13 protein-coding genes are annotated in these 15,945 nt (G+C 68.4%); 7 read left to right on the plus strand and 6 right to left on the minus strand.

Going from position 1 to position 15,945, the window contains the following annotated elements; translation table 11 throughout:
• Nucleotides 1-8 precede the first annotated feature (8 nt).
• The 4 genes from FB475_RS34915 to FB475_RS34930 all read left to right on the plus strand — a co-directional run bounded on the left by FB475_RS34915 (nucleotide 9) and on the right by FB475_RS34930 (nucleotide 5,841).
• Nucleotides 9-1,241, plus strand: coding sequence for a sensor histidine kinase (locus FB475_RS34915; RefSeq protein ID WP_141862535.1), 1,233 nt, complete (start codon nucleotides 9-11; stop codon nucleotides 1,239-1,241).
• Nucleotides 1,234-1,878 (plus strand): response regulator, encoded by a 645-nt coding sequence (locus FB475_RS34920; protein WP_141862537.1) that lies wholly within the window; start codon nucleotides 1,234-1,236, stop codon nucleotides 1,876-1,878. The genes FB475_RS34915 and FB475_RS34920 overlap by 8 nt, the downstream gene beginning before the upstream one ends.
• 219 nt (nucleotides 1,879-2,097) lie before the next feature.
• The gene (locus tag FB475_RS38245) at nucleotides 2,098-5,406 is read left to right on the plus strand and encodes a S8 family serine peptidase (RefSeq protein WP_141862539.1); all 3,309 of its coding nucleotides are present in this window, start codon (nucleotides 2,098-2,100) and stop codon (nucleotides 5,404-5,406) included.
• Between the two features lie 36 nt (nucleotides 5,407-5,442).
• Nucleotides 5,443-5,841: an STAS domain-containing protein gene (locus tag FB475_RS34930; RefSeq protein WP_141862541.1), complete on the plus strand. Its 399-nt coding sequence runs from the start codon at nucleotides 5,443-5,445 to the stop codon at nucleotides 5,839-5,841.
• On the opposite strand, the gene FB475_RS34935 is transcribed toward FB475_RS34930, so the two are convergent.
• From FB475_RS34935 to FB475_RS34950, 4 genes are read right to left on the minus strand one after another with little or no spacing between them, the layout of a single operon-like run.
• Nucleotides 5,842-6,714, minus strand: coding sequence for a carbohydrate ABC transporter permease (locus tag FB475_RS34935; protein WP_141862543.1), 873 nt, complete (start codon nucleotides 6,712-6,714; stop codon nucleotides 5,842-5,844).
• Entirely contained in the window at nucleotides 6,711-7,751 is a 1,041-nt protein-coding gene (locus FB475_RS34940) for a carbohydrate ABC transporter permease (RefSeq protein WP_202878688.1), read from the minus strand. Before FB475_RS34940 ends, FB475_RS34935 begins: the two co-directional genes overlap by 4 nt.
• On the minus strand, nucleotides 7,748-8,986 hold the full coding sequence (locus FB475_RS34945; protein ID WP_141862545.1) for an extracellular solute-binding protein: 1,239 nt from the start codon (nucleotides 8,984-8,986) through the stop codon (nucleotides 7,748-7,750). Before FB475_RS34945 ends, FB475_RS34940 begins: the two co-directional genes overlap by 4 nt.
• Nucleotides 8,983-10,224, minus strand: a complete 1,242-nt coding sequence (locus FB475_RS34950; RefSeq protein WP_141862547.1) for a hypothetical protein — start codon at nucleotides 10,222-10,224, stop codon at nucleotides 8,983-8,985. Before FB475_RS34950 ends, FB475_RS34945 begins: the two co-directional genes overlap by 4 nt.
• Before the next feature lie 110 nt (nucleotides 10,225-10,334).
• Between FB475_RS34950 and FB475_RS34955 the strand changes: the two genes are divergently transcribed.
• Both FB475_RS34955 and FB475_RS34960 read left to right on the plus strand, forming a co-directional pair.
• Nucleotides 10,335-12,050 (plus strand): glycoside hydrolase family 36 protein, encoded by a 1,716-nt coding sequence (locus FB475_RS34955; RefSeq protein WP_141862549.1) that lies wholly within the window; start codon nucleotides 10,335-10,337, stop codon nucleotides 12,048-12,050.
• Between the two features lie 13 nt (nucleotides 12,051-12,063).
• On the plus strand, nucleotides 12,064-13,056 hold the full coding sequence (locus FB475_RS34960; protein ID WP_141862551.1) for a LacI family DNA-binding transcriptional regulator: 993 nt from the start codon (nucleotides 12,064-12,066) through the stop codon (nucleotides 13,054-13,056).
• On the opposite strand, the gene FB475_RS34965 is transcribed toward FB475_RS34960, so the two are convergent.
• Nucleotides 13,022-13,906 carry a LysR family transcriptional regulator gene (locus FB475_RS34965; RefSeq protein WP_141862553.1) on the minus strand — a complete coding sequence of 295 codons (885 nt, stop codon included), beginning with the start codon at nucleotides 13,904-13,906 and terminating at the stop codon, nucleotides 13,022-13,024. The genes FB475_RS34960 and FB475_RS34965 overlap by 35 nt on opposite strands.
• A gap of 70 nt (nucleotides 13,907-13,976) precedes the next feature.
• On the opposite strand from FB475_RS34965, the gene FB475_RS34970 reads away from it, so the two are divergent.
• Nucleotides 13,977-14,717, plus strand: a complete 741-nt coding sequence (locus FB475_RS34970; RefSeq protein WP_141862555.1) for an SDR family oxidoreductase — start codon at nucleotides 13,977-13,979, stop codon at nucleotides 14,715-14,717.
• Here the strand turns inward: FB475_RS34970 and FB475_RS34975 are convergent.
• The gene (locus tag FB475_RS34975) at nucleotides 14,677-15,879 is read right to left on the minus strand and encodes an MFS transporter (RefSeq protein WP_238332628.1); all 1,203 of its coding nucleotides are present in this window, start codon (nucleotides 15,877-15,879) and stop codon (nucleotides 14,677-14,679) included. The genes FB475_RS34970 and FB475_RS34975 overlap by 41 nt on opposite strands.
• Nucleotides 15,880-15,945: the final 66 nt, after the last annotated feature.

Genomic DNA, 15,945 nt, shown 5'->3' on the forward strand with positions numbered 1-15,945 from the left:
CTGTGCAGGTGACCACGGCCGACAGCGATCTCGATCGGCGCCAGGCGGCCTTCCAGCGCTGGGCGCCGTACTTCCTGCTCGGCCTCGGCACCCTGCTGGCGCTCGCCACCTCCGGCAGCCTGACTCCGTTGGCCCGCGACCAGCAGATCGGTCTCGCGCTGGTGGCGGCCGCACTGGTCATGCAGGTGTGGTGGACCTGGAGCGGCCGCATGCACCGCGGTCCGAACGCCGTCTCGGTCACGTTCTACGTACTTCGCTTCGCCATCGCCTGCGTGCTGACCATGCTCAACGGCTTCTTCGCGTTCTACGTGGTCGCCGGGTACTACGACGCCGACGAGATGATCCCCGGCCGCAAGCGGCAACGGCTCGCGCTGTTCGCCTGTACGCTCCCGGTCGCGGGCGCGCAGACCGGCCACTGGCCCCCGCACGGTTCGATGTGGCTCGCCTTCATCGGGCTCGTGATCGCGAACAACGTGCTGCTGACCGTCCTCAAGCACCTCACCGAACAGCAGGAGGCGCGGTCCCAGTCGCGCGCCGACACCATCGCCCAACTCCAACAGGCCCAGGAGGAGAACGCCGCCCTGCAGGCGCAACTGCTCGTCCAGGCCCGCGAAGCCGGGATCGCCGACGAGCGCCGCCGGCTCGCCGCGGAGATCCACGACACGATCGCGCAGGGCCTGACCGGGATCATCGCCCAGCTGCAGGTGGTCTCGAACACCTCCGACCCGGCAGTGATCCACGATCACGTCGGCCGTGCGAGCGAGCTGGCCCGGCACAGCCTCGGCGAGGCGCGCCGGTCGGTACAGAATCTCGCGCCGTCCGGCCTGTCGTCCGACGGTCTGCCCGAGGCGCTCCGCAAGCTCGTCGGCCAGTGGTCCGAACGGACCGGCATCCCCGCCGAGTTCACCCTGACCGGTACGGCGCAGCACCTGCACGGCGAGTTCTCCGCGACCCTGCTGCGGATCACCCAGGAGGCGCTCGCGAACGTCTCGAAACACGCCGCCGCGACCCGCGTCGGCGTGACGCTGAGCTTCATGGACGACGAGGTGACGGTGGACATCCGCGACGACGGCAAGGGCTTCGACCCGCTGGCGCTGCCGGCCCGGTCGGGCACCGGCGGCTTCGGCCTGGACGGCATGCGGGCCCGTGCCGAACGGATCGCCGGCGCGCTGACGGTCGAGTCCGAACCGGGTTTCGGTACGGCGATCTCGGCTCACGTACCGTTGGTGCTCCATGCCTGAGAACATGCCTGAGATCACGTTGCTCCTCGTCGACGATCATCCCGTCGTGCGCAACGGGCTGCGCGGAATGTTCGAGGCGGCACCGGGTTTCACCGTGCTCGGGGAAGCGCCGGACGGCGTCCGAGCGGTCGAACTCGCCACCGAGCTCGAGCCCGACGTGATCCTGATGGACCTGCGGATGCCGGGTGGTGGCGGACTGGACGCGATCACCGAGCTGACCCGCCGCGGGATCCGGTCCAAGGTGCTGGTGCTGACCACGTGGGACACCGACACCGACACGCTGCCCGCGATCGAGGCCGGCGCCACCGGGTACCTGCTCAAGGACGCGCCACAGGAAGAGCTGTTCAACGCGGTCCGCCAGGCGGCGGAAGGCCGTACCGTGCTCTCCCCCGCGGTCGCGTCCCGACTCGTCACCGCCGTCCGCAACCCCGCTCCGGCACCGCTGGCCGCACGCGAACGCCAGGTCCTCGAACTGGTCGCGAAAGGTACGTCGAACCGCGACATCGCCCGCGAACTGTTCATCAGCGAGGCGACCGTGAAGACCCACCTGAGTCACGTCTTCACCAAGCTCGGCGTCACCGATCGCGCGGCCGCGGTGGCCAAGGGATACGACCAGGGCATCCTCGGCCGCGACTGAGAATTCGCTCAGGGGCTGGTCGGGTCCGGCTTCTGGGCATAGCCTCGGCTCAGGCAGGTGCCGAGGGGGTGCCGGCCGTACGCCGGTCCGGGGGGATTCGGTCATCTTTGGGGGGTCGCCTGACGTCCCATGCTGCCTCCTGCCGGGACGGCGTTCCGTCTCACTGGAGGCCCGTGCATGAGGTCACCGATTCACCGACGCAGTTCTCGCCGTACCGCCATGGCCGGAGTGTCCGCCGGTCTGCTGGTCGCCGCCCTGCTGCCCGCACTGAGCGCGGCAGCCGCCGACCCGTCCCCCATCGCGCCGAACGGCCGGCCCTGGACCGCGACCCCGGTGAAGCTCACCGGCACGGTGAACGGCGCGAAGTCGCCGAGCGGTCAGCTCGCGAAGAGCGACCCCGCGCTCGTGAACAGCACGTCCGGCAAGCAGGTCCGGGTCGTGGTGAAGCTCGACTACGACTCGCTCGCGGCGTACCGCGGTGGGCTGAAAGGCCTTCCTGGCACCAGCCCGGCGGTCACCGGCAAGCACCTCGACCTGAAGAGCGCGAACGCGACGAAGTACCTGAAGCATGTCGGTTCGCTCGAGAACGACTTCCTGTCCGCGCTGCAGTCGAAGGTGCCGAGCGCCAAGGCCGGCCAGCGGTTGCGGACGGTGTACGGCGGGATCGCGGTCAGTCTACCCGCGAACAAGGCTCGTGACCTGCTGAAGCTGCCCGGGGTGGCCGCTGTACAGCAGGACAACCTGGAGCACCTGCTGACCGATTCCAGCGGCAGCTTCATCGGCGCTCCGACGATCTACAACCAGCTCGGCGGTTCCGCGAGCTCGGGCAAGGGCGTCATCGTCGGCGTCCTGGACAGCGGTGTCTGGCCGGAACACCCGTCGTTCCGGGACCCGGGTGGTCTGCCGGCGCCGGCCGCAAAGGCCGACGGCACACCGCGGACGTGCAACTTCGGCGACAACCCGCTGACACCGGCGACCGACGTCTTCGTCTGCAACAACAAGCTGATCGGCGGACAGCCGTTCCTGGCCACGTACAACGCGGTGGTCGGCGGCGAGGTGTACCCGGACTCGGCGCGCGACTCCGACGGTCACGGTACGCACACCGCCTCTACGTCGGCGGGCGACGCGGTCGACCACGCCAACCCGCTGGGCATCGACCGCGGGTCGATCCTCGGGATCGCACCGGCCGCGGAAGTCTCGGTCTACAAGGTCTGCGGCGCTCAAGGTTGCTACCAGAGCGACTCGGTCCAGGCCGTCGCGCAGGCGATCCTGGACGGCGTCCGGGTGATCAACTTCTCGATCTCCGGCGGCAGCGACCCGTACAGCGACCCGGTCGAGCTCGCGTTCCTGGACGCGTACGCGGCCGGCGTGTTCGTCGCCGCGTCGGCCGGCAACTCCGGCCCGGGCGCCGGTACGACGGACCACCGCAGCCCGTGGGTGACCACGGTCGCGGCGTCGACGCAGAGCCGGACGTTCCGCTCGACGGTGACGTTGTCCGGCGGCGGCGCGACCGCCACCGTGTCGGGCGCGTCGATCACCGGCGGCGTCGAGGCGCATCCGATGGTGCTCGCGTCGGCTCCGCCGTACAGCAACGCCGCATGTACCACCCCGGCGCCGCCCGGGATCTTCGTCGGCAAGATCGTGCTCTGCCAGTTCAGCTCCGGCCGGGTGCTCAAGGGCTTCAACGTCCGGCAGGGCGGCGCGGCCGGCATGCTGATGTACAACTCCGCGCCGTTCGACGTGTTCACGGACAACCACTGGCTGCCCGCAGTACAGCTGGAGAAGCCCGACTCCGACACGCTGCTCGCGTTCCTCGCGGCGCATCCGGGTGCGACGGCGTCGTTCACCCAAGGCACCAAGACCACCTGGCAGGGCGACGTGATGACGTACTTCTCCTCGCGCGGCCCCGGTGGTGACTTCCTCAAGCCCGACGTCACCGCGCCCGGTCTGCAGATCATGGCCGGCGAAACACCGACGCCGGACTCCCCGGCGGCCGGCCCGCCCGGGAACCTCTACCAGGTGATCGCCGGTACGTCGATGTCGTCGCCGCACGTGGCCGGCTCGGCCGCGCTGATCTTCGCCCTGCACCCGACGTGGACGCCGGGCCAGGTCAAGTCCGCGCTCGAGACGACCGCGAAGACGGCCGTGACGAAACCGGACCGGGTCACCCCGGCCGACCCGTTCGACGACGGCGGCGGGCGGATCGACCTGACCAAGGCCGGCGACCCCGGTCTGACGATGGACGAGACGGCGGCGAACTACGCGGCCTCGGCCACCGACGCGCTGGACCGGATCGACCTGAACCTGCCGTCGGTGAACGCGCCGACGATGCCGGGCCTGATCACCGCGGAGCGGACGGTCAAGAACGTCACCAACCAGACCCTGACGTTCAAGGCCGGGGGTACGACGGTCAAGGGCGCGAGCATCACCGTGCTGCCGCCGGCGTTCCAGGTGAAGCCCGGTCGGACGCAGAAGCTGACGATCGCGATCACCGCACCCGATCTGCCCAACGGTCAGTACTTCGGTCAGGTCAACCTCACGCAGGTCGGCGGCAGCCGGGCCCTGCACCTGCCGGTCGCGTTCTTCCGCCAGCAGGGCATCGTGCCGGTCAGCCAGACCTGTACACCGTCCACGATCGCGCGGAACACCGGACAGTCGACCTGCACCGTGAACGTGCAGAACAACAGCCTGCAGACCACGAACGTAACGGCAGCGAGCACGCTCAGCTCGCAACTGCGGCTGAACGGCGTGACCGGTGCGACCAAGCTCGGTAGCCAGATCGCCACCACGACGGCAACGCTGGCCGGGCGTCAGCCGGACAAGCCGGTCGTCGGGCCGGGTGCGACGCCGGCGGGTTACCTCCCGCTCGACGACTTCGGCATCACGCCGACACCCATCGGTGACGAGCAGGCGCTGAACTTCAACGTCCCGTCGTACGTCTATGCCGGCCAGACGTACACCTCGATCGGTGTGGTCTCCGACGGCTACACGGTCGCCGGCGGTACGGCGTCCGCGGCCGACGTCCAGCCGACGCCGCAGAACCTGCCGGATCCGGCCAAGCCGAACAACGTGCTCGCGCCGTTCTGGACCGACCTCGACGGCACCGGTACACCGGGTGTCCAGGTCGCGAACCTGACCGACGGTGTGAACTCGTGGCTGGTGATCGAATGGAAGGTGAACGTGTACGGCACCACCAGCGGGCGGGTGTTCCAGCAGTGGATCGGCGAGAACGGTACGGAGGACATCTCGTTCACCTACGACCCGGGCAACCTGCCGGCTGCTCCACCGGCCGGCTACGGGCTGACGGTCGGCGCCGAGAACCTCGACGGTACGGCGGGCAGCCAGCTCGCCGGTCCCCCGACCGAGGACCTCGTCGTCAAGTCGACGCCGGGCGCACCCGGCGGGACGCTGACGTACTCGATGAACATCAAGGGCGTCCAGACCGGTACCGGAACAGTCACCACCGGCACGTCCACGCCACTGGTCAAGGGCGTCACGATCAAGGTCGACAAGATCCTCGTGAACTGACACCCCCAGGGGGTTAGCCAGGGGTACCGGCTCGGTATGAAGGCAACCCCGAAACCATCCGCGGTCCGCTCCGTCCGTCCACCGGCGGGCGCGAGCGGGCCCTTCGTCTGCAGCTGGAGCGCGGTCGGCGACTGCGCCATCGTCCGGATCGCCGGTGCGATCGACATCGGCACGCTGCCAACGCTCGCCGACGAGCTGCGCTACGTGATCACCACCAAGCTGCCCCGGCTGGTCGTCGACCTGCGCCGGGTCAGCCGGATGGAAGCGGCAGCACTCGACGTCCTCGCCGACGCCCACGACCTAGCGGTCGAGAACGGCGGCTGGCTCCGCACCTCCGGCGCCAACCAGTGGCTCCCCGACCTGATGCGCAACACCCGCCAGATCGCCCACTACCCCAACCTCGCCGACGCCCTCCCGGCCTACCGCCGCAGCTGATCACTTACCACCGGTGAAGGTGATGCCATCGGTGAGCTGCTTCTGGGCGGCGAAGAAGATCAGCACGCACGGGATCGTGATCAGCACCGACGTTGCCATCAGCAGCGGAGTGTCGGTGCCGTTGACGGACTGGAAGCCCGCCAGGGCCAGTGGGAGGGTCTTCCACTGGTCCGAGTTGATGTAGATGGCCGGGCCGAGGAAGTTGTTCCAGTAGCCCATGAAGAGCAGGATCGACACCGCGACCACGGCAGGCCGAGCGAGCGGCAGGTAGACGAGCAGGAACATCTTGAACCAGCCGCAGCCGTCGACCACGGCCGCGTCGGCGAGTTCGCCGGGCATCCGGGCGAAGAACTGGCGGAACAGGAAGATGTAGAACGGCGACCCGAAGAACGCCGGCAGGATCAGTGGGTAGAGCGTGTCGACCATGCCGAAGTTGTTGAACAGCATGAACTGCGGCACCATCGTCACCTCCCCCGGCAGCAGCATGGTCGCCAGTACGACGGCGAACAGCACCCCGGCGAACCGCACCTGCAGCCGGGCGAACGCGAAGCCGGCCAGCGAACACGAGAACACCGTGCCGGCGATCGGGATCAGCGTGGTCAGCACCGAGTTGAGTGCGTAGCGCCAGAACGGGAACGATGTGACCGCCCGCCGGTAGTTGTCCCACAGGAACTCGTGCGGTACGACGCTCGCCCCCGAACTGCCGACACCCGCGAGCGAACGCAGCGAGGTCGCGAGCATCCACAGGAACGGGTACACGAAGACGAGCGACCCCAGCGCGAGCACGACGTACAGCACGACCGTCAGCGTGAGGTTGCGGCGCCAGAACGGGCGGTCGGCCCGCAGTACCAAGGGTTCGGCCACGGCGGTCATCGGCGTCTCCGCTTCCTCGACAGCTCGGTCTCGTAGTACACGGCGAACGCGCTCCCGCGCAGAGTGACCGCGGTCAGCGCCAGGATCACCACGAACAGGATCCAGGCGAGCGCGGACGCGTATCCCATCCGGAAGTTCTGGAACGCGTTGTCGTACAGGTAGTAGACGAAGAACAACAGCGAGTCCTTCGGGCCGCCGTTCGCGATGAATCCCTGGGTGAAGATCTGCAGCGAACCGATGATGCCGGTCAGCGCGTTGAACAGGATGATCGGCGACATCTGCGGCAGCGTCAGATGCCAGAACTGGCGTACCGCTCCGGCGCCGTCGAGGGCGGCCGCCTCGTACAGGTTGGACGGCACGTCCTTCAGCCCGGCCAGATAGATCACCATCGCGCCGCCGATGGTCCACAGACTCATCAGGATCACCGTCGGCAGCGCCCATCCCGCGTCGTTGAACCAGCCCGGCCCGGCGATCCCGAAGCGACCGAGTACGTCGTTCATCAGGCCGTACTGCGGGTTGAACACCCACAGGAACAGGACCATCTGCGCGACACCGGACACCAGCGACGGCAGGTACCAGATCGTCCGGAAGAGCCGCATTCCCGGCAGGTCGGTGTTCAGCAACAGCGCGACCAGGAAGGCCAGTACGGTCTGCAGCGGCACGCTGACCACGGCGTACAGCAGCGTCACCTTGAGCGCCTGCGCGACCTTAGGGTCCTGGAATGCCTCCGTGTAATTGGCGAGCCCAACAAATCTCGGCGGCGTGATGAGGTCCCAGGACGTCAGGCTGACGTAGATCGAGGACGCTATCGGACCGATCGTGAACAGGCAGAACCCGATCAGCCACGGCGAGACGAACAGCCAGAACGCGATCGTCTTGTCGGCCCGCGGCCACTTCCGCCGCGCCAGGTACGCCGCAAGCGCGATGACGGCGTACAGGCCGATCAGCAGAAGCAGGAACGGGACGAGCGGGACCAGGGCGTTCGGGACGCCCCAGTCCTGGGCGAGACTCCGGATCCAGCCGACAGTGGGATTCACTTGGCCAGGGCCTGGGTGCACTTGGTGGCGAGCTGCGGCAGAACCTTCGCGACGTCGTCCTTGCCGGTGCCGAGCGCGGTGTAACTGGTCATGCCCTTCTCGGCGTCACCGGACAGCTGCGCCTCCTTCGGCACCGACACGTCCACCACGCCGGACTTCAGCGCGGTCGTGAACGCGGCCAGGTTCCGGTCCGCCGGCAGTACCTTCTCCAGGGTCGGCGAGGATGCCTCGATGATCGGCACGCCGAGCGCCGTGTTGCCCTGGATCAACTGGTCCTGGGCGACCTGCTGCGTACTCGCGAACTCGACGAATTTCTTCGCGGTCTCGAGCTGCTTGCCGCTCGCGTTCTTCGCGATGCCGAGCCCGTCGACCTCCATCGGGAACCCCTTGCCCGGCACCGGTACGAGCGTCCAGTCCGGCTTGCTGATCTTCGCGAAGTCGGCCACCGTCCACGGGCCGAAGTCGCTGAACGTCGCGAGCCGGCCGGCCGCGAACCACTGTGCCTGGTCCTGTCCCTGGATGTCCGTGGAGGTCGGCGCGTACCGGTTCTTCTGCATGTCGATGACGTACTGCGCGGTCTGCACGCCGGTCGCGTCGCCGAACGTGCATGCGGTCGCGTCGGAGTTGTAGTAGCTGCCGCCCGCCGCGGTCAGCCAGCCGCGGAACCAGAGGTTGCTCGACCCGTACACGCGGGCCTTTCCGTCACCGTGGGACAGCTTGGCTGCGATCGCCTGGTACGCGTCGAGCGTCAGCGGTGTCGTTGCGCTCGGCAACGGAAGGCCCGCGGCCTTGAACGCGTCGGTGTTGACCGCCATCACCTTCGGCTTGGCGGCGAACGGCATCGCATAGTACTTGTCCTGGTACTTCATCGCCGCCGAGATGTTCGGCTGCACGTACTTGCCCGGGTCGACGGTCTGCTCGGCGAAGCTCGGCGCGAACCCGGCAAGGCTGGTGTTGCTGATCTCCATCACGGTCGACTGGGTGCCGGCCGCGATCGACGTCTGCAGCTTCTGCTCGTAGTCGGACTGGATCCAGTTGGTAGTCACCTTGGTACCGGGGTTCGCCTTCTCGAACGCTGCCGCGATCGCCTTCAGCGAGGCGGCCTCGGAGTTCGTGCCCCAGAAGGAGAAGGTGATCTCGGCGCTGTCGTTGGCGGTGCTCGAGGCCGGTGCGTTGCCGGTCGCGCAGCCGGCGGCCAGCAGGAGCGCCAGTGCGGTGGGAATGAGCTTCTTCATGCGTGGTCCTTGGGCTGAACGACCCGGGCGGTCATGCCGGGTGCGAGCGAATGGGTCTCGTGGTTGCTCTCGTTGTTGACGGTCACGGTCAGCGGAGCCGGTCCGCGGTGCACGGTGACCTCGGTGTGGTGATTGCCTTCTTGGTGGATCCGGAGGCTCCAGCCGCCGAGCGGCAGCTCGTCGACCGTCAGCGTCTTGATCTCGGCGGGCAGGTGGGACGTAATGGTGAGCGCGGCGTTCGGTGCGTCCGGGCGCAGCCCGAGCAGACCGGCGACGAGGTGCTCGACGACCGTGAACGAGATCTCCGGGTAGTCGTCGCGGCTGTCGATCAGATGTTTGGTCCAGCGCCACGCCGACTCGTCCCGGCCGTGGTCGAAGAGGAACTCGGGCCAGTAACTGAACGACTCGATGTTGAGCGGCGGATGCGACTCCATCTGCTCCTCGAGGTAGTCGAGGAACCGCTCGTTGCGCTCCCCCGTCCCGCTCAGGCCGAACAGCGCGGCGAGGGTGTGCGACTCCAGTCCCCAGTCGAAGTCGAGCCCGTCCTTGGTGATACCGCGCGCGAAGTGGTCACCGTTCCACCACTCGTCATAGGTGGCCTGCAGCTTGTCGGCCTCCGCGTGCCGGCCGAGCTTGCGAAGTACGGCGTACTGCGTCGCGAGGCCGTCACCCGCCCGGAGCAGCGGAGCCTCGCGCTCGTTGTACGTCGCCGTACCGAGGAAGATGTCCGCGGTACCGCCGGCTTCGGGGATGCCGTCGCCGTCCGGGTCATGGGCCGCGACGAACTCGCCGACGCTGTGCCGGTAGTAGGAGGCCAGGTCGGGGTCGTCGATCCAGCGCCGATCGCCGGTCCAGTCGTACTGTTCCAGCGCCCGGTAGGTCAGGTCGAACACCGCGGGGATCTCCCGGACGAAGTGCTCGTCGTCGTGGTAGTCGAGGTCGGCGATCCGGCCGTCGAAGTGGAACGCCCAGATCGGGAACCATTTCCGGGCCGCGGTCGCCGAGCGGGCGAAATGCCGGAACATCGCGAAGTTCTCGGCGTCCAGGCCGAGCAGGTGCGCGCCCGCCGCCTGGTGACAGACATCGCGGGAGTAGAACATCGGCCGGGACGGGTAGCCGGCCCAGTAGGACGGCAGGTTGCCCGGGGCGGCGCCGGTCTGGACCCATGCCAGGGCCCGGTCCCGGGCCCAGGTGAAGGCGTCCTCGACGTACGCCAGGTCGGAGCTGACAGCCAGCACGCGCCTCTCCTCGGTCGGATTCCGAATAGGATATTAGCGGTAAAATTAGAGAGGCGAGGGAATCCTGTCAATACCTTCTCGGTGATGGGTTTTACCGCTATAGTCCGAGTGTGACGACATTCGAGATCCGCTCTCCCGACGGTCGGACCATCCGTTGCGGCACACTGACCGGAGCCGGGGCGGTGCGCGAGCAGCCTGCTGCCGAACCGGGTGTTCTGCGGTACGACGTGACAGCTGACGAGCCCGTAACGCTCCGGTGGACGTGGCCGGCCGAGGATGCGATCACGCTCTGGCAAGCCACGCAAGGCTCCCGACGCAACCTCCCCACCGACTGGGGCTCCCACCGCGAAGTCCGCTCGGTCCGATCGGCTCCCGTGGCGTCGCTGGTGGATGCGCAGGACAGGGCCGTCATCACGATTTCGCTGTCGTCGAACGTGCGGGGCTGTGACTTCGCGGTGGGCGTGAACGAGGAAACAGCGGAGCAACTGATCGAGCTGACCGTCGACGACGTCGAGGGCGCAGGCTTTACCTTGCGGATCGATCTGAGAGCGCAGCACTTCTCCGATGCGTTGCGAGCCGTGACCGCTGAGTGGACAGCCGAGTTGGGTTCGCGGATTGCGGCGGTACCGGCGGTGGCGCGGGAGGCGATGTACTCGACCTGGTACAGCGACCACCAGCACGTGTCGGCCGCGTCGGTCGAGCGGCACGCGCGCGCTGGAACGGCGTACGGGACCAAGGCGGTGATTGTCGACGACGGGTGGCAGACCGACGACACGCGGCGCGGGTACGCGTATTGCGGCGACTGGGAGCCGACCGGCGACACCTTTCCCGACATGGCTGGGCACGTACGGCGGGTCCACGAGCTCGGGCAGCGGTACGTGCTGTGGCTCGCGCCGCCGTTGATCGGCGTGTATTCGAAGGCTTGGGCACGGTTCAAGGACCGTACGCTCGGCTTCGCCGACGGCGAGGTGACCGCCGTGCTCGACCCGCGCTACCCGGAGGTCCGCGAGCATCTGCTGGAGTGCTGCATCCGTCCGGTCCGCGACTGGGGTGTCGACGGCCTGAAGCTCGACTTCATCGACTCCTGGGCACGGGAACAGCTCCCCGCCGGGCCGGGCACCGACTGCGAGTCGGTCGACGAAGGGGTCGAGCGATTCCTGCAGGCGGTCACCGACGAACTGCGCACCCTGCGGTCCGACGTCCTGATCGAGTTCCGGCAGGACTACGTGCATCCGCGACTCTGGCAGTTCGGCACGTTCCTGCGGGCCGGCGACTGCGCACTCGACCCGGTCGAGAACAGGGTTCGGACTGTCGACTGCCGCTTGTTGGCAGGTGACCGCGCGGTGCATTCGGACATGTTGCTGTGGCATCCGTCGGCCTCGGTGGAGAACGTCGCGCTGCAGTTCATCGGCGCCCTGTTCAGTACGGTGCAGGTGTCGATGGACCTGGACGCGTTGTCGGCGGAACACGAGCGCGTCGTCCGGTACTGGCTCGAGTTCCTGCGCGACCACTCCGACGCGTTGCTGCACGGCGTGCTGCTGCCGTCGCGGCCCGATGCGCGCTACACGCAGGTGCGTGCGGTCGGTACGGCGGAAACCGTGGTCGCCGTGTTCACCGACCCAGTGGTGCAGGTAGCGGATGCCCGTACGGTGGTGGTCAACGGGAGCGCCGGCCGGCGACTGTATGTCGAAGGTGCGAGTGGAGCTGTCGACCTCGTAGTGTCGGACTGCTCCGGCCACGAGGTGTACCGGGAGACCACAAGCGCACCAGCTGTCTGGGTGATCGACGTACCGCTGGGCGGTGTCGCCCGGATCGTACGGAGTTGACGGGGAGATCGATGTGGTGACACAGAAGCCGAGGCGGACGACGGTCGCGGACGTCGCCCGGCTGGCCGGGGTGTCGGCGATGACGGTGTCGAACGTCCTGAACGCCCCGCACCGGGTCGCGCCGCCCACCGTGCAGGTCGTGCGCGCCGCGATCAAGGAACTGGGCTACATCCCGAACCACGCGGCCCGCGCGCTGTCGTCCGGGCGCAGCCAGGTGATCGGCCTGCCGCTGTACTTCGAGGACGACGACCACGACACCGGCCTCGGTGGCTTCCTGCACGGTCTGCTCGGCGGGCTGGTGAAGGCGGCCGCCGGGTCCGGGTACGGCGTCCACGTGACCACGCCGACCGAGGGCGCGACCGAGATCATGTTGTACGAGAAACTGATCGCGGCGCGGCAGGTCGACGCGATCGTCGTTCTCGAGACGATGCCTAACGATCCGCGGATCGAGTTCCTCAGCCGGCGGCCGTTCCCGTTCGTCGCGTTCGGGCAGACCGCGGCCGATCAGCGGCAGTGCTGGGTGGACGTGGACAACGCGACGTCGATGGCCGGGATCGCAGACCATCTGCAATCGACAGGCCGCCGGCGGGCCGTATATCTGGCGACGGACAGCGTGCTGCCGTGGGTGCATCAACGACAGGACGGGTTCGTGCGGCAGTTCCCGTCGACGGACGTCAAGTCGTTCGGCTCACTCGAAGCGGTGGCGGCATACGTCGAGGAGGCCGAGCTGCCGGATGCGTTCGTCGCGGACAACGACGCGTACGCCGTGGTCGCGATGCGGACGCTGCAGCGCCGCGGGATCACGGTCGGGCAGGACGTCGCGGTCACCGGCTTCAACGACTTCCCGTTCGCGAGCATGCTCGACACCCCGTTGACCACCGCCCGGATCCCGCTCGCCGACATCGCCGCCCGTCTGTTCGAGCGCGCCCTGCACGAGATCGCCGGCGAACCGGACGAACCGGGCTGTCTGGTCACTGCGCCGCTGGTGGTTCGCTCGAGTGCTTGACGGCGGCCTCGACGAACTTGGCCAGGTTGCTCGAGCGGCTGCCGGCGGGCCAGACCACGAGCATCCGGTACGGTTCGACGTCGGTCACCGGCCGGTACACGACGTCGGGGCGGACGTTCCGCTCGGCCATCGACCGCGGGACCAGCGCGATCGCCTGGCCGAAGGCGACCACCTCCAGCAGTTGCGAGGAGTCCTGGACGATCGGCCCGTCCACCGGATCGTCCGGCCGCGCCGACCAGTAGTTGCGTTCGGCAACGTTGGCCCGGCTCCACCGCGGCGCCGGAATGCCCGCGAGATCATCCGGCTCGAGCACGTCCTTCGACGCCAGCTCGTGCCCAGCCGGCAACGCAGCCACCCGGGGCTCGGTGTACAACTCCTCCAGCTCCAGTCCATGGTCGTCGAACGGCCGGCTCACCAGCGCAACGTCCGCCCGCCCGTCGCGCACCATGTCCGCCTGCTCCCCGAACCCACTCACCACCACCTCGATCCCGGGCAGCACGTCGCGCAACTCGCCGACGAGGTGATGCAGCAGCTCGGTAGCAACACCAGGCTTCGCGGTCACCACGAGCCCGCGCGACGACTGACCTGCCCGCTGCGTCCGCCGTACCGCTGAATCCAGCGCGTCGAGCACAGGTCCCGACTCCTTGAACAGCGTCTCCCCCGCCGTCGTCAGCGCGAGCCGCGCCCCCGACCGGTCGAACAGGTCGCCCCCGAGCCGATGCTCGAGCTGCCGCATCGCCCGCGACAACGGCGGCTGCGCGATCCCCAGCCGGTCGGCCGCACGGGTGATGTTCAGCTCCTCGGCGACCGCGCGGAAATAGCGCAGTTCGCGGATCTCGGGCTCAGGCATACCTCCAGGGTATGGCGGACCACCTGATCGGTGTTGGTCCGCGGCGGTGGGTCCGCGCTGGACTGGAGGCATGAATCAGAACGAAATCGCCCTCGTCACGGGTGCCAACAAGGGCATCGGCCACGAAATCGTCCGGCAGCTCGCGGGCCGCGGGTTCACCGTCTACCTGGGCGCGCGGGACGCCTCGCGCGGTACGGCGGCCGCGGCCGGGCTGGACGGCGACGTACGGTTCGTCCAGCTCGACGTGACCGACGTGGACTCGGTCTCCGCCGCCGCGAAACACATCGAGGCCGACTCCGGCCGGTTGGACGTGCTGGTGAACAACGCCGGCATCGTCGCCGAGTGGGGTACGGCGGTCGCCGACATCACCGCCGAGCAGGTACGGACGGCGTACGAGGTGAACGTGTTCGGCGTCGTGTCGATGATCAACGCGTTCGTACCGCTGCTGCGCCGGTCGCCGAATGCCAGGATCGTCAACATGTCCAGCGGGCTCGGCTCGGTCAACCTGCTGTCGGAGCTCGACGGACGTCTGGCAACACAAGGCCTGCTCGCGTACAGCTCCTCGAAGGCCGCACTCAACGCGCTCACGCTCGTCTACGCCAGCGCCCTCCGCGCGGACGGCATCAAGGTCAACGCCGCCACGCCCGGTCTCGTCCCCACGGACCTGAACACACAGGCCGCCGTACCGCGCGGCACGCGAACCGTCGCGGACGGCGCCGCCGTACCGGTCGCGCTCGCGACCCTGCCCGCCGATGGTCCGACCGGTGTGTTCAGAGGGCCTGAGTCGCTGGACGACGTGGCTCCGTGGTGAGCGCCTGACGGGCAATCAGTAATGTGGTCGTCGCGCCGACGACGCCGGCCAGCGCGATGGTGAGGTTGGGCGCGAGGAACGAGCCGACCACTCCGCCCAGGGCGATGCTGACGCCCTGGATCGCCATCAGGCCGCTGGTTTGGATGGTGAACAATCGACCGCGGTACGACGGATCGACCTGCGTCAGGATCAGCGGATCGACACCCTGGTTGAACGCGTACCCGGCACCCGAGATCGCCAGCAGGGCAGCCGCGACCGGGATCGGCGGCGTGGTCAGGAAGGCGATCATCGGCAGCTGACTGGTCAGCAGCAAAGGGACGACGAGCCGTCGCCGCACGGAAGGGGTGAACCGCGCGACGACGAGCTCGCCGAGCACTCCGCCGATCGCATACCCGGTGAACAACGCACCGGCGGCCGCGGCGACGGTGCCGATCTGGGCGGTGTACGCGACCGCGAGCCCGTCCGGAAGCGACGAGAAGGCCGGCGCCACCCAGGTCAGCAGGATCAGGTTGCGCAGCCGCACATTGCCGAACAGCAGTTGCAGCCCGGACCACGAGTCGCGGACCGGGTTCCGCCGGCGCTCCCCCGGCGGCGTGTACGGCGTCCCGGTGCCGATCAGGACCGCCGACAACCCGAACGTGACGACCTCGACGATCAGCAAGGACTTCGCACCGATCGCCGCGACCGCGATCCCGCCGAGCGCGAACCCGGTCAGCACGGCCGTCTGACCGATTGCCCTCAGCAACGACCTGCCGACCGGGAAGAGGTCCTGCGGCAACAGGTACGCCAGGCTGGCCGCGCGGGCACCGGCGAAGATCGGCGCGATCATCCCGAGCCCGACCAGCAGCCCGAGCAGCCCCGCGACCGGCATCCCCGGCAGCAACATCGCCAGCACGCAGGTCGCACTCAGCACGTCGCACGTCACCAGCACCCGGCGCGCGGGGAAACGGTCCGTCATCGACGACAGCAGCGCACCACTCACGGCGTACGGCAGGAACGAGCACACCAGGACCAGCGCCGACAGCAGCGGCGAGCCGGTGCGCTCGAAGATCAGGATCGACAGCGCGACCTGGGCGCCGACCGTTCCGAGCATGGAGACGGTGTGCGCGGCGTACACCGAACGCATGCCGGGGACACGAAGGACAGCACGATAGGACCTCACGCGCCGAGAGTGCGGCACGGCGGGCAGGTGGGCGTAGAGTTTTGGTTGTGGCCGAAAGTTCGCTTC

It is taken from the genome of Kribbella jejuensis (assembly GCF_006715085.1).
GTDB lineage: Bacteria > Actinomycetota > Actinomycetes > Propionibacteriales > Kribbellaceae > Kribbella > Kribbella jejuensis.